The organism is Aeromonas sp. R4-2, assembly GCF_040908295.1.
In the GTDB taxonomy this organism is placed as follows: Bacteria; Pseudomonadota; Gammaproteobacteria; order Enterobacterales; family Aeromonadaceae; genus Aeromonas; species Aeromonas veronii.
This window is the reverse complement of the sequence record NZ_JBFODL010000007.1, coordinates 137,487-160,193: the sequence shown is the minus strand read 5'-3', so window position 1 is coordinate 160,193 and position 22,707 is coordinate 137,487. Positions and strand designations below refer to the sequence as shown.

General features: G+C 59.6%; 21 protein-coding genes. 5 read left to right on the top strand and 16 right to left on the bottom strand.

The genetic code is table 11. The features are described from left to right. Nucleotides 1-45: 45 nt before the first annotated feature. The 6 genes from AB5Y99_RS03650 to AB5Y99_RS03625 all read right to left on the bottom strand — a co-directional run bounded on the left by AB5Y99_RS03650 (nt 46) and on the right by AB5Y99_RS03625 (nt 5,348). Complete coding sequence (locus tag AB5Y99_RS03650; protein WP_005337763.1) at nt 46-261, bottom strand: YdcH family protein; 216 nt, start codon at nt 259-261, stop codon at nt 46-48. 276 nt (nt 262-537) lie between these two features. Further along, complete coding sequence (locus AB5Y99_RS03645) at nt 538-1,149, bottom strand: hypothetical protein (RefSeq protein ID WP_368208722.1); 612 nt, start codon at nt 1,147-1,149, stop codon at nt 538-540. Continuing rightward, nucleotides 1,146-2,507, bottom strand: coding sequence for an MATE family efflux transporter (locus AB5Y99_RS03640; protein WP_013723595.1), 1,362 nt, complete (start codon nt 2,505-2,507; stop codon nt 1,146-1,148). Before AB5Y99_RS03640 ends, AB5Y99_RS03645 begins: the two co-directional genes overlap by 4 nt. Nucleotides 2,508-2,615: 108 nt before the next feature. Beyond that, nucleotides 2,616-4,439, bottom strand: a complete 1,824-nt coding sequence (locus AB5Y99_RS03635) for a SulP family inorganic anion transporter (RefSeq protein ID WP_021230679.1) — start codon at nt 4,437-4,439, stop codon at nt 2,616-2,618. A gap of 71 nt (nt 4,440-4,510) precedes the next feature. Next, entirely contained in the window at nt 4,511-5,101 is a 591-nt protein-coding gene (locus tag AB5Y99_RS03630; protein WP_368208721.1) for a nucleotidyltransferase family protein, read from the bottom strand. Continuing rightward, the gene (locus tag AB5Y99_RS03625) at nt 5,088-5,348 is read right to left on the bottom strand and encodes a GNAT family N-acetyltransferase (protein WP_005337747.1); all 261 of its coding nucleotides are present in this window, start codon (nt 5,346-5,348) and stop codon (nt 5,088-5,090) included. The genes AB5Y99_RS03630 and AB5Y99_RS03625 overlap by 14 nt, the downstream gene beginning before the upstream one ends. A gap of 194 nt (nt 5,349-5,542) precedes the next feature. Between AB5Y99_RS03625 and AB5Y99_RS03620 the strand changes: the two genes are divergently transcribed. Then, nucleotides 5,543-5,848, top strand: a complete 306-nt coding sequence (locus tag AB5Y99_RS03620; protein ID WP_139428389.1) for a hypothetical protein — start codon at nt 5,543-5,545, stop codon at nt 5,846-5,848. A 3-nt stretch (nt 5,849-5,851) separates the two neighbouring features. Here the strand turns inward: AB5Y99_RS03620 and AB5Y99_RS03615 are convergent, their stop codons facing one another. The 4 genes from AB5Y99_RS03615 to AB5Y99_RS03600 are packed head-to-tail and all read right to left on the bottom strand — an operon-like array spanning nt 5,852 to nt 9,631. After that, nucleotides 5,852-7,036 carry an iron-containing alcohol dehydrogenase gene (locus AB5Y99_RS03615; protein WP_368208720.1) on the bottom strand — a complete coding sequence of 395 codons (1,185 nt, stop codon included), beginning with the start codon at nt 7,034-7,036 and terminating at the stop codon, nt 5,852-5,854. An 18-nt stretch (nt 7,037-7,054) separates the two neighbouring features. Beyond that, the gene (locus AB5Y99_RS03610; RefSeq protein ID WP_005361659.1) at nt 7,055-7,573 is read right to left on the bottom strand and encodes a hypothetical protein; all 519 of its coding nucleotides are present in this window, start codon (nt 7,571-7,573) and stop codon (nt 7,055-7,057) included. After that, complete coding sequence (locus AB5Y99_RS03605) at nt 7,554-8,174, bottom strand: TetR/AcrR family transcriptional regulator (RefSeq protein WP_368208719.1); 621 nt, start codon at nt 8,172-8,174, stop codon at nt 7,554-7,556. The genes AB5Y99_RS03610 and AB5Y99_RS03605 overlap by 20 nt, the downstream gene beginning before the upstream one ends. 11 nt (nt 8,175-8,185) lie before the next feature. Beyond that, entirely contained in the window at nt 8,186-9,631 is a 1,446-nt protein-coding gene (locus AB5Y99_RS03600; protein ID WP_042056461.1) for a coniferyl aldehyde dehydrogenase, read from the bottom strand. A gap of 212 nt (nt 9,632-9,843) precedes the next feature. Here AB5Y99_RS03600 and AB5Y99_RS03595 point away from each other — a divergent pair, with 212 nt between their 5' ends. The 3 genes from AB5Y99_RS03595 to AB5Y99_RS03585 all read left to right on the top strand — a co-directional run bounded on the left by AB5Y99_RS03595 (nt 9,844) and on the right by AB5Y99_RS03585 (nt 11,767). Next, a complete protein-coding gene (locus AB5Y99_RS03595) occupies nt 9,844-10,137 on the top strand; it encodes a hypothetical protein (protein WP_368208717.1) in 294 nt (97 codons plus the stop codon). A 219-nt stretch (nt 10,138-10,356) separates the two neighbouring features. Beyond that, complete coding sequence (locus tag AB5Y99_RS03590) at nt 10,357-11,325, top strand: nucleoside hydrolase (protein WP_139464076.1); 969 nt, start codon at nt 10,357-10,359, stop codon at nt 11,323-11,325. A gap of 106 nt (nt 11,326-11,431) precedes the next feature. Beyond that, a complete protein-coding gene (locus AB5Y99_RS03585; protein ID WP_005353195.1) occupies nt 11,432-11,767 on the top strand; it encodes a DUF3634 family protein in 336 nt (111 codons plus the stop codon). Nucleotides 11,768-11,855: 88 nt separating this feature from the next. On the opposite strand, the gene AB5Y99_RS03580 is transcribed toward AB5Y99_RS03585, so the two are convergent. Together AB5Y99_RS03580 and AB5Y99_RS03575 are read right to left on the bottom strand one after the other, a co-directional pair. Beyond that, nucleotides 11,856-13,061 carry a cytochrome c gene (locus tag AB5Y99_RS03580; RefSeq protein ID WP_236321944.1) on the bottom strand — a complete coding sequence of 402 codons (1,206 nt, stop codon included), beginning with the start codon at nt 13,059-13,061 and terminating at the stop codon, nt 11,856-11,858. Then, nucleotides 13,058-14,983: an NAD(P)-binding protein gene (locus AB5Y99_RS03575; protein ID WP_368208715.1), complete on the bottom strand. Its 1,926-nt coding sequence runs from the start codon at nt 14,981-14,983 to the stop codon at nt 13,058-13,060. Before AB5Y99_RS03575 ends, AB5Y99_RS03580 begins: the two co-directional genes overlap by 4 nt. 366 nt (nt 14,984-15,349) lie before the next feature. On the opposite strand from AB5Y99_RS03575, the gene AB5Y99_RS03570 reads away from it, so the two are divergent. After that, a complete protein-coding gene (locus AB5Y99_RS03570; RefSeq protein WP_005337730.1) occupies nt 15,350-15,724 on the top strand; it encodes a DUF805 domain-containing protein in 375 nt (124 codons plus the stop codon). An 82-nt stretch (nt 15,725-15,806) separates the two neighbouring features. On the opposite strand, the gene AB5Y99_RS03565 is transcribed toward AB5Y99_RS03570, so the two are convergent. The 4 genes from AB5Y99_RS03565 to AB5Y99_RS03550 all read right to left on the bottom strand — a co-directional run bounded on the left by AB5Y99_RS03565 (nt 15,807) and on the right by AB5Y99_RS03550 (nt 22,279). Next, a complete protein-coding gene (locus AB5Y99_RS03565; protein ID WP_368208714.1) occupies nt 15,807-16,910 on the bottom strand; it encodes an ElyC/SanA/YdcF family protein in 1,104 nt (367 codons plus the stop codon). Nucleotides 16,911-17,236: 326 nt separating this feature from the next. Beyond that, the gene (locus AB5Y99_RS03560) at nt 17,237-17,989 is read right to left on the bottom strand and encodes a DNA/RNA non-specific endonuclease (protein WP_368208712.1); all 753 of its coding nucleotides are present in this window, start codon (nt 17,987-17,989) and stop codon (nt 17,237-17,239) included. 233 nt (nt 17,990-18,222) lie between these two features. Next, nucleotides 18,223-20,115 (bottom strand): PTS fructose transporter subunit EIIC, encoded by a 1,893-nt coding sequence (locus AB5Y99_RS03555; protein ID WP_368208711.1) that lies wholly within the window; start codon nt 20,113-20,115, stop codon nt 18,223-18,225. A 523-nt stretch (nt 20,116-20,638) separates the two neighbouring features. Next, nucleotides 20,639-22,279, bottom strand: coding sequence for a methyl-accepting chemotaxis protein (locus AB5Y99_RS03550; protein WP_216955590.1), 1,641 nt, complete (start codon nt 22,277-22,279; stop codon nt 20,639-20,641). Between the last annotated feature and the right edge of the window lie 428 nt (nt 22,280-22,707).

Genomic DNA, 22,707 nt, shown 5'->3' with positions numbered 1-22,707 from the left:
CCGGGCTGGGGGATAAATTGCTTATCCGCATATTCTTCGAGGCATCTATTGTGGATGTTGTTTGAGGATGTCGTATATCTCCTCTTTCAGTTTGAGTTTCTGTTTTTTCAGATCTCTCACCTCGGCGCTATAGTCGCTGGCGTGATGCTTTTCCAACTTTCTAATCTCCGCATCCAGGTCGTTGTGCAAGTCAAACTTCTTCTGGAAATGGACATCACTGCTCTTCAGTTTCGAGATAAGTTCTCTGTACTCTGGGAACATGTAATGGAGCCTCCTTGGTTTCGTTTGATTGTGCCTGTAAGACCAAAGCTACCCCTTAGTGCCGGGGATAAATGTGATCCTGATCGGATTTGGGGGCAATGATTTGGGGTATTCGGCGGGATATTTATAACTTGTTGAATCAAAACAAGATAAGTGATTTGTCAATCTGAATGGTGAGCCAAACTGTGCGACAAGTCACAACAGGGGCAGGGTTGGCGTGAGGGTGCAGGATCAAAAAAGGGGCCGAGTGGCCCCTTTTTATGGATGCAGGCAACGTTACTCTTTCTCTTCGTCCGCCTGCTCTTTTTTCTTTTTCTTCTCGGGCAGCGGCTTGCCGTCGCGGTGGATCACCTTGCCTGCTTCAAAGCCAATCTGGGCCGCCAGCTCCTCCAGATCCGCCGACTTGGCCTGATCCCCGATGGCGTAGCGATAGTTGGCGATGGAGAGTTTGTCAGCCACCGGCGTGCCCGGGACGATAGGCTCGCGCCAGCCCTGGCCGATGTGGGCCACCAGGGTGCCGTTCATCAACAGCTCGCCGACGATCTCCTGGGTCGGATTGCCCTTGCCGTAGGTGAGACCCTGCGGGTGCTTCTTGCCGACCAGCGGCTCGTTGCTGGCGGGGATCAGCTTGGTGCGGATCAGCCACTTGGGCTTCTTGGTGTTGCCCACCGCCTTGCCGGTCTGGTACTCGTTGATCTTGATGGTCTTGATCATCTGGGCCATGAAGTCCTTGGTCAGCGCTTTTTGCGCTTCACTGGTTTCATCGATGGCGATGGGGGCCACGTACCAGGTCTGGGCCGCCTGTGCCTTGGGGGCGGCAGGGGCAGTTTGTGCCATGGCCAGGGGGCTGAGCAGGATGGCAGCCAGCAAGAGTCCTATCTTCTTCATTGTGATTCCGCTTTTGTTTCAACAAGAATTTTGTTTTGCCAGCGACGACTGCGCCAGCGCCAGAACATGGCCAGACCGCGCACCCACTCGTCGCAGGCCAGCGCCAGCCAGATACCGACCAGTCCATAACCCTGCATGATACCGAGGAAATACGAGAGTGGCACGGCAATTCCCCACATGGAGAGCAACGCCATGTAGAGGGGGAAACGGGCATCCCCGGTGGCCCGCAGGGCGTTGATCACCACCAGATTGAAGGTGCGGCCGGGTTCGAGGATAAGGCTGATAAGAAACAGTTGTGCCACCTGAGTGATGATGTCGGCATCATCGGTAAAGAGGCTGATGATGGTACGGCCATTGAGGGCAGCCGCCACGGCGATGACGCAGGTGACTGCCAGCCCCAGCTTGAGGCTCTTGAGCAGCTGTTGATAGGCGCGATCGAACTGCCTGGCACCTGCCAGATGACCGATGATGATCTCGTTGCCAAGGCCGATGGAGAGGCCAAACAGCAGGATAAACAGGCAGATCTGGAAGAAGTAGGATTGGGTCGCCAGCGCCTTGTCGCCCAGCAGTCCGACAAAGGCTGTCACCACCATAAACTGCAGCATCCAGGAGAGGTTCTCTCCTGCCGCCGGCAGGCCGATATGGAGCACCTTGCCCAGCATCTCCCGGCTGGGGTGGACGATATCGCGCACCACCAGTCGAATGCCGGTCTTGCGGGCGACCAGCCAAACCAGCAGCACCACGCCGATCAGGCGGCCCGCGACCGTGCTGATGGCGACACCGGCGACGCCAAGCTGGGGCAGGCCGAACCAGCCGTAGAGCAGCAGCAGGTTACCGACGAAGGTGATGAGGTTGACGATGAGGGTCACATACATCGCCTGACGGGTGTGGCCGTGGGCGCGCAGGGTGGCTGCCAGACAGAGGGCTGCCGCTTCCGGCAACAGGCAGAGACCGATGATCTGCAAGTAAAGCGTCCCGTCGCTCATCAGGTTGGCAGGCAGGTTCATCAGCGCCAGCATGGTGCTGGCCCCCGCCATCACGCCAATGGCCGCTACCAGACCGATCAGCAGGTTGAAGCCGATGGCGGTGTGGATCACCACCCGACTCTTCTCCCGATCGCCTGCCCCCAGATACTGGGTGATCACCACGCTGGTACCGATACTGACGAAGCTGAACAATGTGATGGCGAGATCGAACACCTGATTGCCGACCGCCAGCGCGGCCACTCCCTGATAGGAGACGTGACCCACCATGAAGGTGTTGAGGGCACCGGTCAGAAAGTGCAGGGCGAGATCGATAAAGAGCGGCCAGGTCAGCGCAAAGAGGGTGCCCGGGCCTGCATGGGATTGAGATTGCATGGCATGTCCAACAGCTGGGAGAGCACGGGGGAGTGCCCTCTGGGGGCGCATTTAACACCAAGGCCAAGGCCGGTGCAATCCTTGTGCAGGATTGCATCGGCCAGGGGATCAGGCTGGCGTGGCGCCCGCCTCCTGTTCGCTTGGCAGGGTGAGGCGCGCCGAGTCGGGCAGGGCATCATCCTGCGGCCAGTTGGAGCGGATGGCATCTGTGGTGCTCTCCACCACCGCATCATCCTTGAACACCGGCTCGCGATAGCAGCGGGTCAGGCGCAGCGCCTGATACATGTCGGGGCAGAGGATGATCCCCTCATCGCCTACCCGCACGCCCGCCTGCTTTAACCAGTGAGTCATCTGACCGTGGCGACCCGCCATCACCATATGGATGCCGCGCCGTTTCAGCTCTTTGTGCAGCTCTCCCACCATGCTCATCACGCTGATGTCCTGATGGGTGAAGCAGGCGACCGCATCGATCACCAGACACTTGGGGGCTCGGGGATCCTGCACCAGCAGGGCCAGCACCCGCCGCTTGAAATAGGGGGCATTGAAGTAGGTGAGCGGCGAGTTGAAGCGATAGACCAGAATACCCGGGATCGCCTTGGCCTGTTCGTTATCCCCCAGGGTGCGCACCACCCCCTCGTCATCCATGCCAAGCAGCTGGTCGGTGGGGCGCATCACATTGCGCAGGAACTGGAACAAGCCGAGCAAAACCGCGAGGGTGATCCCCGGGATCACCCCCATGGTGAGCACGCTGATAAAGGTGACCAGTGCCAGCCAGAAAGCGGAACGATCGGAGTGACGTAGCGCCCACAGTCCGCGAAAGTCGGTGAGCGAGAGTGAGGCCATCACCAGCACCACCCCGAGGGCGGCGGTGGGAATGTATTTGAGCGGCGCCGTCAGATAGAAGGTGATGAGGGCGATCACCGCCGCTGCGATGATGGAGACCAGCTGGCTCTTGCCGCCGTTGGCATCGTTGACCGCGGTGCGCGAATCCGCGCCGCTGATGGCAAAACCTTGCGAGACCGCCGAGGCGAGGTTGGCCATGCCGAGGGCCCGAAACTCCTTGTCCGCGTCTATCTCATAACCGTTTTTGGCGGCAAAGCTGCGGGCAGTCAGCATCATGGAGACGAAGCTCACCATGGCGAGGTTAAGGGCAGGCAGCACCAGCTCCCGCATCAGACCGGGGGGAAATTCCGGCATCTGGAAGGCGGGCAGGCCGGAGCCCACCGTCCCCAGGGTAGCGATATCAAACTGGCCGAGATTAAAGCCCCACACCAGCGCAGCGGTCACCACCATGGCCACCATGGAGGAGGGCCATGCCGGTTTGTAGCGCTTGGCCAGCAGCAGGGTGAGCAGGGCTACCAGACTCATGGCCAGGGTCGGCAGATGGGTCTGGGTGATATAGGTGGCCCCGCTGGCGATCCGCTCGATGAGGTAACGTTCGCTGAAGGTGAAGCCGAAGATCTTGGAGAGCTGGCCCACCATGATGGTGATAGCCACACCATTGAGCAGCCCCATCAGGATGGGGCGGGAGAGAAAGTCCGCCAGCACTCCCAGCTTGAAGCGGCTGGCAATCAGGCACCAGAAGCCGGTCATGGCGGTCATGGTCATCACCAGTTGCCAGTGACGGGTGGGGTCGCCTGCGGCCAGCGGCGTTACCACGGCGGCGATGACCGCACAGGTGGCGGCATCGGGGCCGACAATCAGCTGTCGGGAGGTGCCAAACAGGGCATAGACCAGCATGGGCAGGATGCAGGAGTAGAGGCCGACGATGGCACCCACCCCGGCAAGCTCGGCATAGGCGATGGCGACGGGCAGCGCCACTGCCGCCACCGAGAGTCCGGCGCGAAGATCTGGCATCAACCAGGCGCGCTGGTAATGCAGCAGGGCGGCGAGGCCCGGTAGCCAGCGTTCGAGAGAGAAGAAGTCGCGCATTATTTAACCCATTGAGTTACAACCAGCTTTTCCCCTAGTGTGCCCAAGGTTATCGAAAGATTGCAATCAGGTTATGGCCAGTTTACCTGAAGGTCAGGCCAGATAGCCTGCCAGCGTTTCTCCTTGATGCGCTGGGTAAAAATCTGTTTGTCCTGACGACATCTGGGGTTGGCACTCACTTGCAGCGACCAGTTGATGGTAAAGCCGTAGGGGGCGAGCCACTCGAACTCGCCATCTCGGGTGAGGCGTACGCCGATGCAGGTGGGCACCTCGACCCAGTGGCTGAGCGCCTCAAGGCTGCTGGCAAACGGCGCTACCAGCTGGCGAGTGTGCATGCGAGCCTGATTGCGCACTTCCCACTGCTGGCCGGGCAGGCGTTTGGCGAGCCAAGCTTCGTGCTCCGCTTCGGCCAGCCCTTGCGGATCGGTTTTATCGAGATAGATAAGGTCGATATCGTTGAGCGGGGTGGGCACCGCCTTGTGGTGAAGGTGATCCCAGATGAGGTTGCGGATAAAACCGGCCCCCAGCGCCCAGTCGGGCAGATTGAGCTCGGCCGCGGCTTGCAGGCAGGCCATCCGCTGCGGATCGGCCCGCAGCAGGGCTTCTGTTTTGGCTTGGAATTGCTGTTCGAGGGCGGAGTTCAGAGGTTCAGTTGTTGGCATTGCGGCGTAACCAGACATCAATGTAGCGGCAGCTCGGCACTATAGTGAGCCCCTCCGCCTGAGTCCAGTTGAAGAAGGCGCGTGCCAGCTGATCGGCAATCCCCTGCACCCGCAGCTCGGGGGGCACGAAGGTGCTGTAGGCGTCGATGGTCTTGGCATCGAGCCGCCGGTAGCGCAGTCTCGACTCTTTCCCCTCCACCATACAGATGAACTGCTGCTGGTTGGCCTGATGGATGATGTCGCTCATGGTGGGCACCTCTGGCATAAAGTTGGGTCTCTCGGCACAACATAACTGTTAGCCAAGGTATAGAACAGATAGTGGATGATGTATCGATTGTTATCAGGATTATTGAGCCAGCTCTTGCTCTCTGACTTTTATCTTGGCACGAATCGATGTGGCGATAATCAGCAAGTTCGGAAGAGGTAAAAATGGACACGGTAATGCTGAAAGTTACCCGGAAGGTGTTGGCTCAAAGTCAGAACAGCCCGGATCAGCGGCAGATTGCGATTTCTGATGCATCCAACCCTGAACTCAAGGCTCAGTTTGAAACAGCAGGTAAAAATAGAAAAATTCGGCTGTTGTTGGCCAGGAGAATCTCATTGTGGATGGGGGATACGGGGGCTATTTGGTATAGCCACAACCGAGCGAGCAAAAAGAACCAAGATGATTTTGATCAACTCTTTTCATTGTTGGCGCACCATCCTGATGCGCCATTCCAGTTTATTTGTGAGGTTGTAGCCGATTAGCCACTAGACCCAGGCTCGCTCCAGCAGGGTGAGTAACTGCTCACGGTCGGCATCCTTGCGATTGAACAGCAGGGCACCGTCGTTGACCGCCAGATCGCGGATCTCGGTCAGTAGCGAGCGATCGCTTACCCCTGCCTCGCTCATGGTGCGCGGCAGCTTGACCGCTTGCCACAAGGTGTCGCGCAGGGAGCTAATGGCTGTGATGGTCGCCTCCGCCCGCTGATGGGCCGGGGTGGCGGCAAAGCGCTCTGCCCCCACCAGCGGCAACAGCAGCCGGGCCAGCTCGCTATCCACCTCGGGGCGGTTGTAGTCGAGCACGGTCGGCAAAAAGAGGTTCATGCACAGCCCGTGGGGCAGATGGCAGCGGGCTCCCAGACTGTGGCCGAGGGCGTGCACCAGCCCCACCATGGAGTTGGAAAAAGCCATGCCAGCCAGCGTGGAGCCTTCCGCCAGTTGCAGCCGCAGCTGCTTGTTTTGCGGGTCGTGGATGATTTGCGGCAGGGCGCTGGCGATCTTCTCCACTGCCATCAGGGCCAGCGCATCGCTCACCGGGTTCTTGGCGGTACCGATAAAGGCCTCGATGGCGTGGGTCATGGCGTCCATGGCGGTAGCGGCGGTGATATTGAGGGGCAGTCCCTGGGTCAGGCGCGGGTCGAGCACCGCCAGCTGGGGCAGCAGGAAGGGGGAGGTGAAGGGCACCTTGCGCCCGCTCGCCTCATCCTTGATCACTGCAACCAATGTCACTTCTGATCCTGTGCCCGCCGTGGTGGGCACCACCGCCAGCGGCTTGAGGGGACGGGTCAGGCAGCCGGCGCCCGAGTAGTCGAGCAGGTGTTCACCCCCCATGGAAGTGAGAATGTTGACCGCTTTGGCGGTGTCGATGACCGAGCCGCCCCCCAGCGCCACCAGACTGTCGCAGTCGAGCTCGCGATAGCGTTTGGCGATCCGCTCCACCACGGCGGTGGAAGAGTCGGCCGGGATCTCGTCCCAGATGGCGGCGACCGGCAGCTCCCCTTCGGCCAGCACATTGGCCAGCAGGGTGGCAAGGCCGGTGGCATTGACCCCCTTGTCGGTCAGCAGCAGCGGGCGACGGGCCCCCAGACTGGCCAGCTCGCTGGCCAGTTGCTCCAGCGCCTGTTCACCGGCCAGCAGTTTGACCGGGCAGAAGAAATCGTAATAGCGGCTCATTTCAAGGCTCCTTGCGCGTTAGCCGGTCACCAGACCCAGATAGATGTTGCAGGCCCGGCCGATCTTGTTGGTCGGGGCGGGATAGTGGCGCAGCAGCGGCCGCGCGATAAAAGCGGGCAGGATCAGGGACTGCAACTGCTCAAGCCCCCGCACCAGATGCATGGCAACGGTCAGGTCTCCCTCCACCAGCAGCCGGTTTTCGCCAAATGCCTGATTGACCCCGAGCCGAAAACTCAGGGCGCGAAAGGCGATATTGGGATGCTTGAAGCGCACCCGTAGCGGATGGATGGTGGCATGAGGGGCGACTGGCGCGCCGGGATACCAGCGCCCACCCTGCTTGTGCATGTTCATGGCGTAGCCGATGCCGCCTACTTCGAGGCGGATTGCCAGCCCGTCCGGCAACGGCGCCAATTCGCGGCGTACCGCCTCATCGGTGCGGGCGGCGCGGCAGAGGGTACGACCCACAACCCAGAGCAGTGTGGTGATCCAGAGGCGGCGGCCAAGGGCTGCCGCAGGTTCAAACATCCGTGTTTGCATGAGGATTGGCTCCTGAGATGGCGGACCAGAAGAGGGCGAACGCACTGGCTTGCCAGTAGTCGTCCTCTCCCAGCTCCGGTTGATCGACAAACAGTGATGCGCAGGCGAGGAACTGGCCCTGACACACCTCCAGCAACAGTGGCGCGGGGGCCTGCATCAGCTCGCCGCTGGCCTGCCCCTTTGCCAGCAGAGCAGGCAGAAAGCGCAGGGCATCGTTCAGGATCTGGCTGCGGGCCGGTCTGGCCAGCAGCGGAGAGTGAAAGAAGCCCAGCACGAATTTGAGCTCATTGGGATGCGCGAGCATCCACCCCATCGCCAGCTGCCAGTAGTGGCGGGTCTGGTCGTACAGCGACAGGGTGGGAGCCGCTTCATGGATGGCGCCCCCCATCCGGGTCTTTACATCCTGATAGAGGGCGAGGATCAGCGCCTCCTTGCTCGGAAAGTGGTGGAACAGAGTACCGTTGGCCACCCCGGCCGCCTTGGCGATACGGGCGGTGGCAGCCCCCTGCAGGCCATCTTCGGCGCAGAGGGCGAGGGCGGCATCCAGGATCTGGCGGCGCTTGTCGGTCATGGTTTGTGGCTGCGGGATAGCCTGGTTCATGGTCATCTCCATCAGCGCAGGAAGAAGGCCATCATCAGCTTCTGGATCCAGCTGTGGTAGGGCGGATGGATCAGGGACCCGGTGGTGAACTTGCCGCGGGTCAGCACGGTTTTCGCCTTGGAGAAGGTAAGAAACCCCTCGTGGCCGTGGTAGTGGCCCATGCCGGAGGCGCCGATGCCGCCAAACGGCACATCGTCGGCCGCCACCTGAAACAGGCTCTCGTTGATCGCCATGCCGCCGGAGTGGGTCTCCCGGGTCACCCGTGCCTGCAACTCGGGATCGAAGCTCATCAGATAGAGGGCCAGCGGGCGGGGCCGCTCAGCAACATAGGCGAGCGCTTCCTCCAGAGTGTCGTAGGGGATAAGCGGTAGCAGCGGCCCGAAGATCTCCTGCTGCATCACCTGACACTGACTTGGTACCCCGGTCAGCAGGTGGGGCACCAGCAGGCGGCGCTGGTCGTCGCGGGCCGGGCTGCCACAGGGGTGGAGCTGGGCTCCCGCCTGCTCGGCTTCATCCAGCCAGCTGACAAGGCGCTGATACTGGCGGTCATTGATGATGGCGCCGTAGTCGGCACTATTCAGCCCCTGCGGGTAGAGCTTGCTGAAGTGGCGGCGATAGGCGGCGATAAAGTTATCCACCTCGCTGCGGGGCAGCAGCACATAGTCGGGGGCGACGCAGATCTGCCCAGCGTTGAGGCTCTTGCCGAAGATCATCCGCTCGACCGCGGTGGCGACCGGCATGTCGGGGGCGATGAGACAGGGGCTCTTGCCACCCAGCTCAAGGGTGAGGGGGGTGAGCTGGGGCGCGGCGGCGGCCATCACCAGCTTGCCCACCATGGTGGAGCCGGTAAAGAGCAGGTGATCGAACGGCAGTGAGCTGAACGCCGCCGCCATCTGGGCATCTCCCTCGATGATGGCGATCTCGTTTTCGTCAAATACGCTGGTGAGCATGGTGCGCAGCACGGCGTTGGTATGAGGGGTGAACTCGGAGAGTTTCAGCATCGCCCGGTTGCCCGCCGCGATGGCGGTGATGAGGGGGCCAAGGCTCAGCATCACCGGAAAGTTCCACGGCACGATAATGCCGACCACCCCGAGCGGCTGGAAGTGCACCTCCACTTTGGCGGGGGCCAGCAGCAGGCCGGTGTGGCGGCGGTGGGGCTGCATCCAGCGCTTGAGCCGCTTCTGGGTGTAGTTGATCTGCATGATGCAGGGCAGCACATCGGCGATCAGGCTGTCGTAGTGGCTGCGCTGGCCATAATCTGCTGCCAGCGCCTTGCACAGCTGCCCCTTGTGGGCGAGCAACGCCTGTTTGAGTTTGGTCAGCTGCGCCCGGCGCTCGGCCAGGGTAGGCATGGGATGAGCCAGACTCGCCCGCTTGAGCCGTGCCAGCTGATCCGGCAGGGACAATTTGATGGCGAGGATATCCTCAGGAGTGTGTTGAAGCTGCGCCGCACCCATGTTGTTCTCCGCATGAAAAATGACCGACTGATTAGTCGGTCTAAATCTAGCTGTTTGTTACCGGAATGTAAAGCTGGCAAGCTGTCTGCCGTTCACCACGAGCTGGACGCAAGAGAGAACTGTGTGTCTCCCCACACTTTTGTGGTTTGCTCGTTGGTGACTTATCCAATAAGGGGTAGTTTTTGGCTATTAACCTACACGGAGAGAGCACTATGACCAGGGAACTGAACAGCTTGTTGGCCCGGCTTGAAGATGTGGTTGAGCGGATGCCGGATTGCTTCAACACCTACGAATTCGCCCAGAAGCTGGCACTGCAATATCAGCCGGAATTCTTTGCCGCGGGCCACTCTCTGGTCGAGCACGAGGGCAAAGTACTGCGGGTGCTGCACCAGAAGATCGCCGAGGCGCTGGCGGGTAGCGAGATGGTGATTGAAGGGGCGCTGCTCCCCTGTGTGACCCCCTGGGGAGAGAAATCCACCTCACCACGCTGGCACCGTAAACACTGAGGATCCGGTCAGGCAGATCACTGCCAGATAGCAGATAACGAACAACGATAAAGGGCGCGGTGCTGGCAACAGGGCCGCGTTTTTTTATGCAGATTGTCGTCAGCAGCGTGTCGTTGTCGGGAGCAAAGGCCCGCTCTGTGATCCCATGCCGGGATATGGGGGTGTCAGCCGGGTAGACTCTCCCTTTTGTCGCAGGGTTTGTCACCGTAGGAATTTATCATGACCCATAAAATCATTCTGGATACCGATCCGGGTATCGACGATGCCATGGCCATCCTGTTTGCCGAGGCCCACCCCGCCATCGAGCTGCTCGCCATCACCACAGTTTTTGGTAACGCCACCATCGACAATGGCACCCGCAACGCCCTCTGGCTCAAGCAGAAGTACGGCATGAAGGCGGATGTGGCCAAAGGCGCTGCCGCCCCGCTGCTGCGCGAGCCGGTCGGCCCCACCACCATAGTCCACGGCCCGAGCGGCTTTGGCGACATGGAGGCGGGGGAGGTGACCATAACCCCGGATCCCCGTCCTGCCTGGCAGTACATAGTCGAGGCGGTGAAAGCCGCGCCAGGGGAGATCACCCTCGTCACTATCGGCCCGCTGACCAATCTGGCGCTGGCGCTACAACAGGCGCCCGAGATTGTCTCGCTGGTGAAACAGGTGGTAGTGATGGGCGGCGCCTTTGGCGTCAACGGCCATCGTGGCAACGTCACCCCCTATGCCGAAGCCAATATCCACGACGATCCCGATGCCGCCGACCGGGTCTTTACCGCCGATTGGCCGGTGGTGATCATCGGGCTGGATGTGACCCAGCAGAGCTTCTTCAGCAGCGCCTATCTGGATGAGCTCAGGGACAAGGCGGGGGAGCCGGGCCGCTTCCTGTGGGATGTGAGCCGCTTCTACCTGCGCTTCTACTCCGAGAAGCTGGGGCTCTCTGGTTGCCACGTTCACGATCCGTCCGCCATCGCCTATGTCATTGACTCGACCCTCTTTACCCTGCGCGAGGGGCCGGTGCGGGTGATTACCAGCGGCCCGGCCATCGGCCACACCCTGCAAAAGTTCGATGGCAAACGTCACTCCCACGATGATTGGGCAGCCTATCGCCCGCAGCAGGTCGGGGTGGCGGTGCGCGATGAAGCCTTGCTGGCGCTCTATCGCGAGACGCTGGTGGGCTGGGGCAAGGATTGCTGAGCAAAGAGGCGCTATTACGTTGAGGCGGGGGCTGTGATCGGCGCCAAACAATCGGAACGCTCGGCCGCTTATACTGCCTTATATCAAGAGCTTGGGAGGGATGAAGATGGCCTGGATTTCCTTGATAGTGGCGATAGCCCTGATCTGGTGGTTGATGAAGCTGGGGCGTGGTGCCCTGTTCGAAATCCGCCTTGCCCCCGGCAAGGTAGTGGTCAAGCAGGGCAAGGTGTCACCCGCCTTTATTGAGCATGCCAAGCAGATCCTGCGCCACGACACGGTGCGCGGTCGCATTGTGGGGCAGCGCGATGGCGATGGCGTCAAGCTGATCTTCTCCCGCTCCATCCCCGAACCGGTGGCCCAGCGCTTTCGCAATATCTTCCCCTATGGCGATTACCGCCAGCCAACGGCGCCGCTGCCGGGGCCCAAATCCCGCAAGGGATAAGCACCGGAACCTGGTTCATCAATAGCAAACGGGCCTCCAGTGGAGGCCCGTTTTTTATGGCACTTGGCCAAGAGAGAGCTGACAGCCCTTACTCCTTGCCGTGCAGCTCGCGCTGGGCCTTGACCGCCGCCGCCTTGACGGCGGTGCCTTCATTGCCCCAGGAGGCGCGCAGGGTGTTGACCAGCTCGGCGAGCCGCTCGTCATCCATGGTCCAGCCATAGCCCGGCATGTGGTAACCCAGATGGTCGTGGGTGACCGGTGTTTCGGCACCGTGCAGCAGCACGTTGATCAGGCTCGACGGATCGCTCGCCAGCACGGTGCGGTTGTTGACCAGCGAGGGGATGACGTGGTCATTGCCCTGGCCGTTGACCCCGTGACAGGTGGAGCAGTACATGGCGTAGTCCGCCTTGCCGCTGGCACTGGCATAGGCACGGGCCCCTTTCTCTGCGACCGGCTCATCTTTCAGATCGGTGAGATAGGTGGCGATGCTGGCCAGATCGGCGTCGCTGAAATACTGGCTGCTGTGAGTGATCACTTCCCCCATGGGGCCCGCGACAGCTTCATGCTGGCTGCGGCCGGTTTTCAGCAGATCGATCAGCGCCTGCTTGCTGTAACGGCTGCCGCGAATGTCGGGGGCATACCAGCCATCCAGCGCCGCACCGCTCAGGTAGACAGGATCCGCCTCGGTCAGCGCTTTCTCCTGCATGCCAAGCCCGCGCGGAGTGTGGCAGCTGCCGCAGTGGCCGGCACCCTGCACCAGATAGGCGCCGCGGTTCCACTCTTCGCTCTTGCCCGCCACCGGGGTGAAGCGGCTGTCATCGTGGTAGATCCAGTTCCAGCCCATCAGCGGCCAGCGCATGTTGAGGGGCCAGGGGATGTCACTTTCCTTGTTGGCGATGGCCAGCGGTTGCACCTCCTTCATCAGGTAGTGATAGAGATCTTCGAGATCCTTATCGCTCATCTTGGCGTAGGCGGTGTAGGGCATGGCCGGATAGAGGCGATGCCCATCGCGGGCCACCCCTTCACGCATCACCTTGATGAACTCCGGCAGGCTGTAGTTGCCGATACCGTGGGTCTTGTCGGGGGTGATGTTGGTGGCAAATACGGTGCCGATGGGGGTCGGGAACCCTTTGCCGCCCGCCAGCGGCTTGCTGGTTTCGCTGGTGTGGCAGGCAGCGCAATCGCCGAGCTTGGCCACGTATTCGCCTGCCGACATGGCGGGGGCCGCGTTGGCGGCAAGGGCGGGCAGGGCCAGCAGCAGGGCGCTGGCGGTCAGTGACAGGGCGCGGCTCATTGGGCACCTCCCTTGCTCATGGCTACCAGCTCGTTGACGGCGCGCCACGCTTCGTCGATGGCGGCGTGGGCGTAGGGGCTCCAGCCTGCATCCGAGTTGGCGATGGTGATGTTGCCGATCGGCTGGCGACCCAGTTCAATCCATTTTTCGCACTGCGCTTCGTCATCAAACAGGGTGTTGGTGACATAGGAGTAACCGTGAGACCAGCGGTTGACCGTGATGGCGAGGATATCCTGCTCATGGTTGAAACCGGCGCTGCCGAGCATCCCTTGCAACTGCTCGCGGATCATCTGCTCATGCTGCTCGAACGGCATGCCGAGGATCATGGCGCGCCCCTTGCGGGACTGTTCGCGTGCCGAGAGGCCGCTGCCCGGCAGGGTCGGCACATAGACCATGTGCAGGCACATCGGCTGATCCGGGCTCTTGGGATGCTCGTAGCCACCCATGCTGACCGGATAGTCGAGCTTGACCCGGCTATAGGGTGCTGCCGGGGAGTAGACCTCGTGTACCCCCAGCTTGACGAAGGCTTGCCAGTTCTTGATCACCACCTTGGTGTAGACCAGCGGCGCCTTGGCATTCTGGCGCAGCGCCTCCTTCTGGGGCTCCGGCATCTCGGGCACCATGTAGGGGATCATCATGTTGTAGCCCGCCATGATCGACTGCTTGGCCCGCACCCGGTGCAGTTTCCCCTCCTTGATGTAGGTGACATCCACCGCCAGCTTGCCATCGGCGAGGTGCACGTTTTTGGCCTGCAACGCCGTGCTGCCAAGGCGCAGTTGCACCTTGTGCTCAGGCAGGTCGAGCTTGCTGTAGTCAAACTTGGCCAGCACCACATCCTGCATGGTGTGACCCGGCGCCACCTGCGGAATGAGCTTGCGTACCATCAGGCGGGTGAGACCGGCGTTGCCATCGGGGAAGTGGAAGATGTAGGGGTCGTCCAGCTCCGCCTGCTCCTCGGCATCAAGCGGCGTCAGATTGAGGCCGTCGAACCCCGGCAAGGCGCAGAGGCGCGCATCGGCGCAGGCGGTGGCGTCGATGCCGACGGCCTGAAAATCGTTGGTACGTTGCTGGAAGTAGGTGATGGCACGTTCGCTCAGGCCCACCTTGTCGCGCAGGAAAGTGGTGTAGCTGTTGCGGGTGATCCACTCATCCTGCTGCTCGCGGGTCATGCCGCTCAGGTAGTCGGTCTTCTCCTCGTGCAGGGCCAGCAGGGCAGCCTTGTCGGCATCATCGAGCGGGAAGTCACCGATAAACTCCGCCAGCGGACGGCCATTCAGGCGATCGCGCGGGATGTCATCCGCCACGTTATGGCCCGGATCGCCGTTTACTATCTTGTTGACGCCAAAGTGCTTCTCGTCGAAATAGACGCCGCGGCTGAGCCCCAGATCCGGATAGAAGGTCTGCTGGAAACCGGCGGCCAGCTCGTCGATGTTGACCTCCAGCGCCTTGAGCAGCCCGAGCGCCACCGGGCTGTAGACCGAACGTGGCGATTGCAGGGATTCACTGCCGCCGTAACCCAGACGCAGGCCATCGTGGGTGGTGAACTCGTTGCGCTTGGCGTGGCCGCCGAAGTCGTCGTGGTTGTCGAGTAGCAGGATCTTTTTATCCGCGCCGAGCAGTTGCTGATAGAAGCAGGCGGCGGCCAGACCGCTGATCCCGGCGCCGACGATCACCAGATCGTATTCTCCCTCAAGGGGAATATTGGCAAAGTCATACTGCTTACCGTCACGGGCGATACTGTGGGCCGGTTCGAAGGAGCCCGGGTGGTTACCGCGCAGGCCGGTGAGGGCGGGCGGGTAGGCCAGGGTTTTATCCGCCAGCGTGCTGCCGCCTTCGGCAGCCTTGAGCAGATTGATGGGGGCGACGCCTGCCGCAATGGTGATGGCAACGCCGTTGAGAAAATCTCTGCGTGTAATACTCATGGCTATCCCTGTGTTAGGAGAAGTAATGAATAAGTGGATTCATTATGGGAGGGAGACACAGATCCTGTTCAGGATTGGGCGCCGAATCTACCGCTATCCTCACGCTGAGTCCATACGATTGCTAATGGATTATTAAGCACCATTTTCCTGCTTGTGACGAGAGTGATGCGCTGATGGGGGTGATTTGCCCTGTTACAGGGCTAATTATTTTCCGGCTCGGTCGGTCAATGATTGCCGCAGCTGATTAGTTCGGGAGACGTTCGGGCATCATTGTCGACTCGGGGGGATGATCGCGCTAAGCTCTTAACTACTTGTTTTATCGACTCTCTTTTTATTCATAGGCATAAAGGCCACTCAGGAGGCGCAATGAACTGGTACATCTCGGTCCTCAAGCAATATGCGGTATTCAGCGGGCGGGCCCGTCGCACCGAATACTGGATGTTCGTGCTGTGCAACGTCATCGTCATGCTGCTGCTCGGCATGGTGGACAAGCTGATTGGCGGCGACAATGAGCTGATAAGCTCCATCTATTCGCTGGCGGTGCTGCTGCCATCGCTGGCGGTGGCGGCCCGTCGCCTGCACGACACCGACCGCAGCGCTTGGTGGCTGCTGCTCGGGCTTATCCCCATTATCGGCACCCTGGTGCTTATCTACTTTATGGTCTGCAACGGTCAGCAGGGGCCAAACCGCTTCGGTGACGATCCCAAAGCGGCCCCCTCACAGGGCTTTATCGTCAGCTAACGGGCGCGGCTTGGCCAATCATCGGTCAATAAAAAGAGAGGGAGGCATCACGCCTCCCTATTTTTTTCGTTTTGATGGCCGATCAACGCTCGATCAGCGGGGCGGAGCGGTAGCTCCACATGCCGTAGGTGCGCAGGGCGTCGCGGTAGATGCCGAGCAGCTCGCTCTCGCTCGGGGTGGCCAGCTCCTCGAGGGGTTTGTCGGGGTAGCTGACGCTCGCCACCTTGATGTTGGCCGGGCCAATCTGGTCGCAGGCTATTTCCAGCACCGTCTGGCCGCGGCGCACATGGCTGGCGGAGCTCACCAGCACCGCATAGTCAATCTGGTGGCGGGCGAGGGCATAGGCGCTGTAGAGGGCGTTATCCACCGTGCTGGTGGCGTAGTTCTCTTCAATCAGGCGGCTGCGATCGATGCCGTGGTTGGCCAGCCAGTCGGCCATCAGCTTGCCCTCGGTCTGGCGATTCTGCGGCACGCCGCCGGTCAGGATGATCAGCGCCTCCGGGTCGGCCTTGGCCAGCTCAAGGGTGGTTTGCAGACGGCCCAGCAGGATCTTGTCCATGCTGCCGTCGGGATTGAGGGCGTAGCCCAGGGTGACGATGGCGCGTTTGCCCTCCCTGCTGGCCTTGACCTGATCCTCGGTTAGTTCGGTCTGCAGCGGGGCGGCGGTGATCCGCTGCACCCGGGCGATGATCTCCTCCAGATCGGCAGCCCGGCCACTGTTGCGATCCGCCACTTTCGCCAGATAGCTGCGGGAAGCCTCCTTGTTACCCTTCACCAGCTGCCAGATGGCGAGATAGCTGTTGATGTCGAGATCATCGGGGGCGACGGCCTGCGCCTGCTCCAGCAAGATGATGGCGCGGCTCAGGTTGCCGTTGTAGATCTGGGCGTTGGCAGCCGAGATGAGCAGGTCGGTGCGGTAGGGTTCCAGCTGGTAGGCGGCCAGCAGCCGCTCGGTCACCAGCTCCATATTGCTTGGCATCTTGGCGGTAAAACCGGCGTGGGAGATTTTGGCTGGCGACTTGTAGATCTGCAGCGCTTCGCCGAGCAACATGTCCACCGCCTGGCGTTTGCTGACCAGGGTATTGAAGTCGTGCTCCATCTGCATCGAGCTCTCGGCCGCTTGCAGGGCGAGGGGCGAGAGCGCCAGCAGGCCGCCGAGGGTGAGGGCAAGAAGGGTCTGTTTCATCAAAAGGTCCTCTGTCGGGCTGAATCGCGCCGTGGCGCAGCGGCTTGTGGGCCGATGGGATAAGGCAAATGTGCGTCAATTCAGTCTGTTAGTGCCAAAGAGAGGGCAATATATCAGTTAACGGTGCGGCAAACTGTGAGTCGGGGCGGGTCGTCGGGTGATGCCACACCAGTTGCCGCAAAAGTGGTCGCAACGGGTCATCAGCCATCTGAAAAGGGCAGGGGGAGCGTGACTCCCCCTGCTGGGAGGGGCGCTGGCCCCTCCCTCTATCTCTCGCGATTCAAGATAGATGGGGTGTCAATCTATCTGCTGATGAGTATTCGCGGTCAGTTCCACATCTGGGAGACGCGGGCTTCCAGCGTCTCTTGCTGCTCTTCGGGCATATCGCTGAAGAAGTTGAGCTGGGTCTGCTCTTCCACCTCGCGTACCGAGACCCGGTAGTCGGCGATCTGGCTGATGGGCACCTCTTCCTGCGGCATGATAAAGGCGATGGCCTGCAGTCTGGCCGGGTCCATCACGATCTTGTAGTAGGCACTCGGGATCGCCACACCCTGACCGATGGACTCTTCAGAGCCGGTAAAGATGGGGCCGGTGATCACCTGCACATCCTTGCGGGAGACCGCCCACTTGTTCACCTTGTCCTCCAGCACGCGCCACGCCTTCTGGTTGAGCACCCCGATCTGCGGCGTCATATTGCTCAGCAGGAAGCTCTCTTTCATGGTGTTCTTGTTCGATTTCATGTCCCCCGCCGGGGCCTGATGGCCACGGTCGTAGCCCGAGCCCTTGTAGTCGGAGAGGGTGGCGCGGTAGGCAACCGGGATCTCCCTGTCCTCGGCGAAGGCATCCTTGCGGGGCACTGTGCCCTGTGCGCTCTGGGCTGTCATCCGGTAGGAGACCCAGTCCGCCACCTTGTAGTCGTAGTTGTAGCCGACCGCATACCCTTCACGGCAGAGCTTCTGATCCGATTCGGAGGGCAGACCAAAGCGCACGTGGTCGCCACACGTCCAGTGGGCTGCCAGCAAGGGGGTGGCAGTGAGGGTGAGGGTAACAGCCAGAACCAATTTATTGATTTTTATCATTTTTGTGATGCTCCAGTTTAGTAGGCAGAGCCATTTGACATGAGATCTGACCAGCGCTTCAATTGCTGTTTTTTTACACGTCACCGTTCTGTGACGGCTCGCCAAGATCCGTGATGTGACTGGTTAATATGTTTTAAATCAGTAGCTTGGTCGGTGGGATGATGTGCGGTTGCTCGGCAGACAACGAAAAGGGGCCCGCGATGGGCCCCTTGTGATGAGCGGTCTGACTGCTATCAGGCGGCGTTTGCCTTGTTGCCCAGCGTGCGGGCCAACAGTGCTTCCGGATTGTGGATCGCCTCCTTGGTCTTCACGTCGATGACCTCGATATCGGTGAAGCGCTCGCGGTTCTTGATCGCCACGTCGTGGGCGAAGATGACGCAGCGGGCGTTGGCGACATCCTTGGCGGTAATGCGGTTGATGATGCCGTTGGCGCCCTGGGTCTCGACCTTGATCTTGATCCCCTGCTTGGCGGCAGCCTTCTGCAGGCTCTTGGCGGCGAGGAAGGTGTGGGCCACGCCAGACGGGCAGGCAGTGATGGCCAGTACGTCTGCTTCTCCTTCCGCTTCAATGACTTCGAAGCTGGTTTGGGGGGCGGTCACGTCATCTTCTTCGCTCACCGGCTTCTTCAGCAGGTTGACGATGATGGCTGTGGTCAGGGCGCCGAGGATGGTACCCAGGATGTAGCCCATCTTGCCTTCAACAACCGGCAGGACAATCCAGCCACCCCAGGGGGCGTGGTTGATACTGTGCATCATGAAGCCGGTGATGTTGCCGACGATGCCGCCTGCGACGATGGCTGGGATAACACGCATGGGGTCAGCGGCAGCAAACGGGATAGCACCTTCACTGATACCGATCATGCCCATGATGGCGGCCGCTTTGCCGGATTCACGCTCTTCTTTCTTGTAACGCTTCGGAGACATGAAGGTCGCCAGTGCCATACCCAGTGGCGGTACACAGATGGCGATACCGACACCACCCATCAGCCAAGGCTGGGTGTTGACCTGAGTCTGGGCAAACAGGGTCGCAACCTTGTTGACCGGGCCGCCCATATCGAAGGCGGTCATACCACCCAGAATGGCACCCAGCATCACTTTACCTGAGCCCGCCATGCTGGAGAGCCAGTGGTTCATCCCTTCCATCATGGCGGCGATCGGGGCACCGATCCCCCACATCACGATGCCACACACCAGGAAGGTACCGATCAGCGGATAGATGAAGATAGAACCAAGGGAGGTCATTGAGTCAGGCAGCTTGATCCGTTTGAGCTGATTGACCACGAAACCTGCGATAAAGCCCACCAGAATGGCGCCGAGGAAACCGGTTTGATAGTGCTGAACGGCAATCCAGGAGCCGATCATGCCCGGAGCCAGGCCCGGCTTGTCAGCCAGCGAGTAGGCGATGTAGCCACCCAGTACGGCAGTAAACAGAGTCAGACCGGCGATACCCATAGTCGCCATGTCTTTGAGGAAGCCCGCTTCTGGTACGGCGCCCTTGCCGCTCATCATCACCGACAGGGAGAGCAGCACACCGCCCGCCACGATGAAGGGGATCATGTGGGAAGTACCAAACAGCAGGTGCTGCTTCATGGTGTTGAGGCGATCCTTGAAGGTGCGCTCTTCGGGGGCCGCCGGGGCAGTGGCTGCCGGTTTGGCGGCTGGCGCCGTTTTTTCCATTTTCGGGCCCTGTTTGAGCAGGGTCAGCGCTTGCTCAACGGTAGTGGCCGCCTTCATCTGCTCGATAAAGCCCGGCTCCAGCAGACGGGTAGAGAGCTCGGCCAGCACTTCGATGTGGTGGTTGGCGCCGCCATCCGGGGAGGCGATCATGAAGATCAGTTGAGTTGGCTTGCCATCTTCGGCGCCGTACTCGATACCCTGACGGCTGACACCGATGGCAATGGCCGGACGGCTGACCGCCTTGCTCTTGGCGTGGGGCAGGGCGACACCCTGCTCGAAGCCGGTGCAGTCCAGCTGCTCGCGGGCCCAGATATCCTTGACGAATTGCTGTTGATCAGACACGGCGCCATCGCGCGCCAGCATCTGTGCCATCTCGTCGAATAGAGCCTCCTTGCTGGTGGCCTTCAACTCCAGGCAGATGAGTCTGCCGTTGGTCATGGTGGGTAACATATTACTCTCCTGGCTCCGTTGCCGAGCCGCATGATGGGGGGAACAATTGACCTGGATATTGTTCTCCCGTTAGCGCGGTGCCGAAATCGGACAAATATGCCGTTTACTGGATTTTTGTGCTGCGCAAGTCGTCATGTGACCCAGCTCGCATATCATCATGAAAGCCAATTCATACCGATATTTTTATTTTTTTAAATAAAAACAATGAGCTGCGAGTGCGTCTTGCTACTTGCATGAGTGCAACGAAAAGGTTTCGCCTTCGGAGGTATGGAGATTTGTGTGCTGCTTTGAGGGCGGAAAATGTGAAGGTGCTGGCAAAACGCGTTGAGAGAACAATCAGAAAGAGGGAGAGCAGCTCTTGATGTGAGTTAATCCATCTACTGATCACTTGTTATGTTCATCATCGGTGTCCTTGGGTTTTGCATGAGCCCTTATTTAACAAAGCCCGCCACTTTTATGGATGGCGGGCTGTTTAGTGCTTCAGCCTTATTGAGCTGATTAATGAGGGGAGGAGAATCGGGCGTTATGTCCGAAACTTGCGTACAACCTCCTGCAGTTGTGTTGCCAACAGGTTGAGGTCGTTGCAAGCCTGAGCCATTTGTTTGGCTCCGGTCGCCACTTCTTCCGAGGCATTGCTGATGTTGACTACATTGCGATTGAGCTCCTCGCTTACCGCGCCTTGCTCTTCGGTTGCGGTGGCAATCTGAATATTCATGTGGGAGATACTGTTAACCGAGCTGCTTATTTCGGCAATAGAGGCTCCCGCTTCACGAGCTGTGTGGACCGTCTCGGACATCATATCCTGACTCTGTTGCATGGTGACGCCCGCTTCGTTAGCACGCAGCTGCAGTTCGGAGATGATGTGGTTGATCTGGGAAGTGGAGTCTTGGGTTCGTTTGGCCAGAGTGCGGACTTCATCTGCTACCACGGCGAAACCACGACCTTGTTCACCGGCTCGGGCTGCCTCGATTGCCGCATTCAGTGCCAGCAGGTTGGTTTGCTCGGCAATTCCCTGAATGACTTCAAGCACCATGCCGATATTTCGGCTGTCATCACCCAGCTGGCGGATCACCAGAGCAGTCTCTTCGATGGCGGTAGCCACCTTTTCAATCCTGCCGATTGAGTCATTGACGGTCTCGCTGCCTTGTGCGGCTGTGTCGCTGGCCGACGTTGCTGCGCTGGCGGCGTCGTTGGTGTTGCGGGCCACCTCCTGTACCGTGGCTTGCATCTCGTTCATGGCTGTGGCCAGCTGATTGAGCTCATGTTGCTGGGCGCCCATGTTGTTGGCCGATTGCTGTGCCACCGCGCTGATCTCTTCGGCGGCCGCACCCAACTGCACCACCGAGCCGGAGACCTCGTTTACCAGCATGCGCAGATTGGATTGCATCTCGTTGAACCCTTGAGCCAGCTTACCCAGTTCGTCATGGGAGAATTGCTTCATGTCGAGTTGGCTGGTGAGGTTGCCTGCCGCCACCTGGCGGGTCTGCTCCAGCAGGGTCATCACAGGATTGCGGATCTGCCGGATCAGCAGCCAGGCCACAATAACGACGAACAGCAAGGTTAGCGCACCAACTGTAGTGCTCAGCAGTTTTGCCCGTTCATAGGAAGCTTCACTCTGCTTGGTCAGCAGGTTGGCAACCCGATCGTTCTCCTTGCGAAGCTCCAGACCATCCTGTCCGGCCTGCTCAAGGGCTGCGCGAGATTCGTTTTTGATCAGCGACTGCACCTTGGCAATATCTCCCTGCCGTATGGCTGTTTCCAAGTCACCATGGGCTGAAAAATATTTGGCTGCTGCAGTTTTCAGCTCTGCAAACATGTTGCGATCTCGCTCCGACACAAAAGGCATAGAGCCATACCGTTGCTCGGCGGCCATGTACTGACTCTTTGCCGCTTCGAAAGACTGTGTGCTGCTGTTGAGGGAGTCGGGATCCTTGCCCAGTGCATCTATCACCATGTTCAGTTCGGCACGGCGAGCGTCCAGCAAGGACACATGCATCTGGCTGGATGCCCGGATGGAGGGAACGATATTGTCGCTGACCTCACTGGCGTCACGGTAAATATTGGAGAGTTGTAAAGTGGCAAACCAGGCAAAACCCAGCATCAACAAAGCGAGAGTGGTAAACGCCATGGTCAGCTTTTGCCCAATTGTCATTTTTGTCAGCATATATCCTCTTTTATCTATTTTTGTCTGCGGATCTTTGTGTGAAATTTATATCGGCGAATAGATGTGATACCTTAAAAATAAATCAAATAAAAGAGAACTTAATCACAGAGGGTATTTAAGGTCTATTTCTTTACTGCGATGAGGTTTGGCTGGCATATCAAAAAATAAATATCAAATCTCTCATTATCCTGCCTTTAAATTGATTGGATTGTCAGTTAATGCGGCCTGGCTTTTTTACGGATTACGTCAGCTTTAAGGTGTGATGTAAAAGAAAAGCGCTATATATCATAATCTTATGGTTTTTCTTAAGTTGTTTTTTTCGACAAAGTTCGAATGGTTTGCTTGGAATTAAATTATAGAACGACTAAAAAATAGGGCCGCATCTCGAAAATTCAAAAGAGATCCCTTTCGTTTGCATTATTAATGGT

Excerpts from the sequence above, each read along its gene's own strand:
- AB5Y99_RS03650 (WP_005337763.1), bottom strand. The coding sequence starts at position 261 with ATGTTCCCAGAGTACAGAGAACTTATCTCGAAACTGAAGAGCAGTGAT.
- AB5Y99_RS03645 (WP_368208722.1), bottom strand. The coding sequence starts at position 1,149 with ATGAAGAAGATAGGACTCTTGCTGGCTGCCATCCTGCTCAGCCCCCTG.
- AB5Y99_RS03640 (WP_013723595.1), bottom strand. The coding sequence starts at position 2,507 with ATGCAATCTCAATCCCATGCAGGCCCGGGCACCCTCTTTGCGCTGACC.
- AB5Y99_RS03635 (WP_021230679.1), bottom strand. The coding sequence starts at position 4,439 with ATGCGCGACTTCTTCTCTCTCGAACGCTGGCTACCGGGCCTCGCCGCC.
- AB5Y99_RS03630 (WP_368208721.1), bottom strand. The coding sequence starts at position 5,101 with ATGCCAACAACTGAACCTCTGAACTCCGCCCTCGAACAGCAATTCCAA.
- AB5Y99_RS03625 (WP_005337747.1), bottom strand. The coding sequence starts at position 5,348 with ATGAGCGACATCATCCATCAGGCCAACCAGCAGCAGTTCATCTGTATG.
- AB5Y99_RS03620 (WP_139428389.1), top strand. The coding sequence starts at position 5,543 with ATGCTGAAAGTTACCCGGAAGGTGTTGGCTCAAAGTCAGAACAGCCCG.
- AB5Y99_RS03615 (WP_368208720.1), bottom strand. The coding sequence starts at position 7,036 with ATGAGCCGCTATTACGATTTCTTCTGCCCGGTCAAACTGCTGGCCGGT.
- AB5Y99_RS03610 (WP_005361659.1), bottom strand. The coding sequence starts at position 7,573 with ATGCAAACACGGATGTTTGAACCTGCGGCAGCCCTTGGCCGCCGCCTC.
- AB5Y99_RS03605 (WP_368208719.1), bottom strand. The coding sequence starts at position 8,174 with ATGAACCAGGCTATCCCGCAGCCACAAACCATGACCGACAAGCGCCGC.
- AB5Y99_RS03600 (WP_042056461.1), bottom strand. The coding sequence starts at position 9,631 with ATGGGTGCGGCGCAGCTTCAACACACTCCTGAGGATATCCTCGCCATC.
- AB5Y99_RS03595 (WP_368208717.1), top strand. The coding sequence starts at position 9,844 with ATGACCAGGGAACTGAACAGCTTGTTGGCCCGGCTTGAAGATGTGGTT.
- AB5Y99_RS03590 (WP_139464076.1), top strand. The coding sequence starts at position 10,357 with ATGACCCATAAAATCATTCTGGATACCGATCCGGGTATCGACGATGCC.
- AB5Y99_RS03585 (WP_005353195.1), top strand. The coding sequence starts at position 11,432 with ATGGCCTGGATTTCCTTGATAGTGGCGATAGCCCTGATCTGGTGGTTG.
- AB5Y99_RS03580 (WP_236321944.1), bottom strand. The coding sequence starts at position 13,061 with ATGAGCCGCGCCCTGTCACTGACCGCCAGCGCCCTGCTGCTGGCCCTG.
- AB5Y99_RS03575 (WP_368208715.1), bottom strand. The coding sequence starts at position 14,983 with ATGAGTATTACACGCAGAGATTTTCTCAACGGCGTTGCCATCACCATT.
- AB5Y99_RS03570 (WP_005337730.1), top strand. The coding sequence starts at position 15,350 with ATGAACTGGTACATCTCGGTCCTCAAGCAATATGCGGTATTCAGCGGG.
- AB5Y99_RS03565 (WP_368208714.1), bottom strand. The coding sequence starts at position 16,910 with ATGAAACAGACCCTTCTTGCCCTCACCCTCGGCGGCCTGCTGGCGCTC.
- AB5Y99_RS03560 (WP_368208712.1), bottom strand. The coding sequence starts at position 17,989 with ATGATAAAAATCAATAAATTGGTTCTGGCTGTTACCCTCACCCTCACT.
- AB5Y99_RS03555 (WP_368208711.1), bottom strand. The coding sequence starts at position 20,115 with ATGTTACCCACCATGACCAACGGCAGACTCATCTGCCTGGAGTTGAAG.
- AB5Y99_RS03550 (WP_216955590.1), bottom strand. The coding sequence starts at position 22,279 with ATGCTGACAAAAATGACAATTGGGCAAAAGCTGACCATGGCGTTTACC.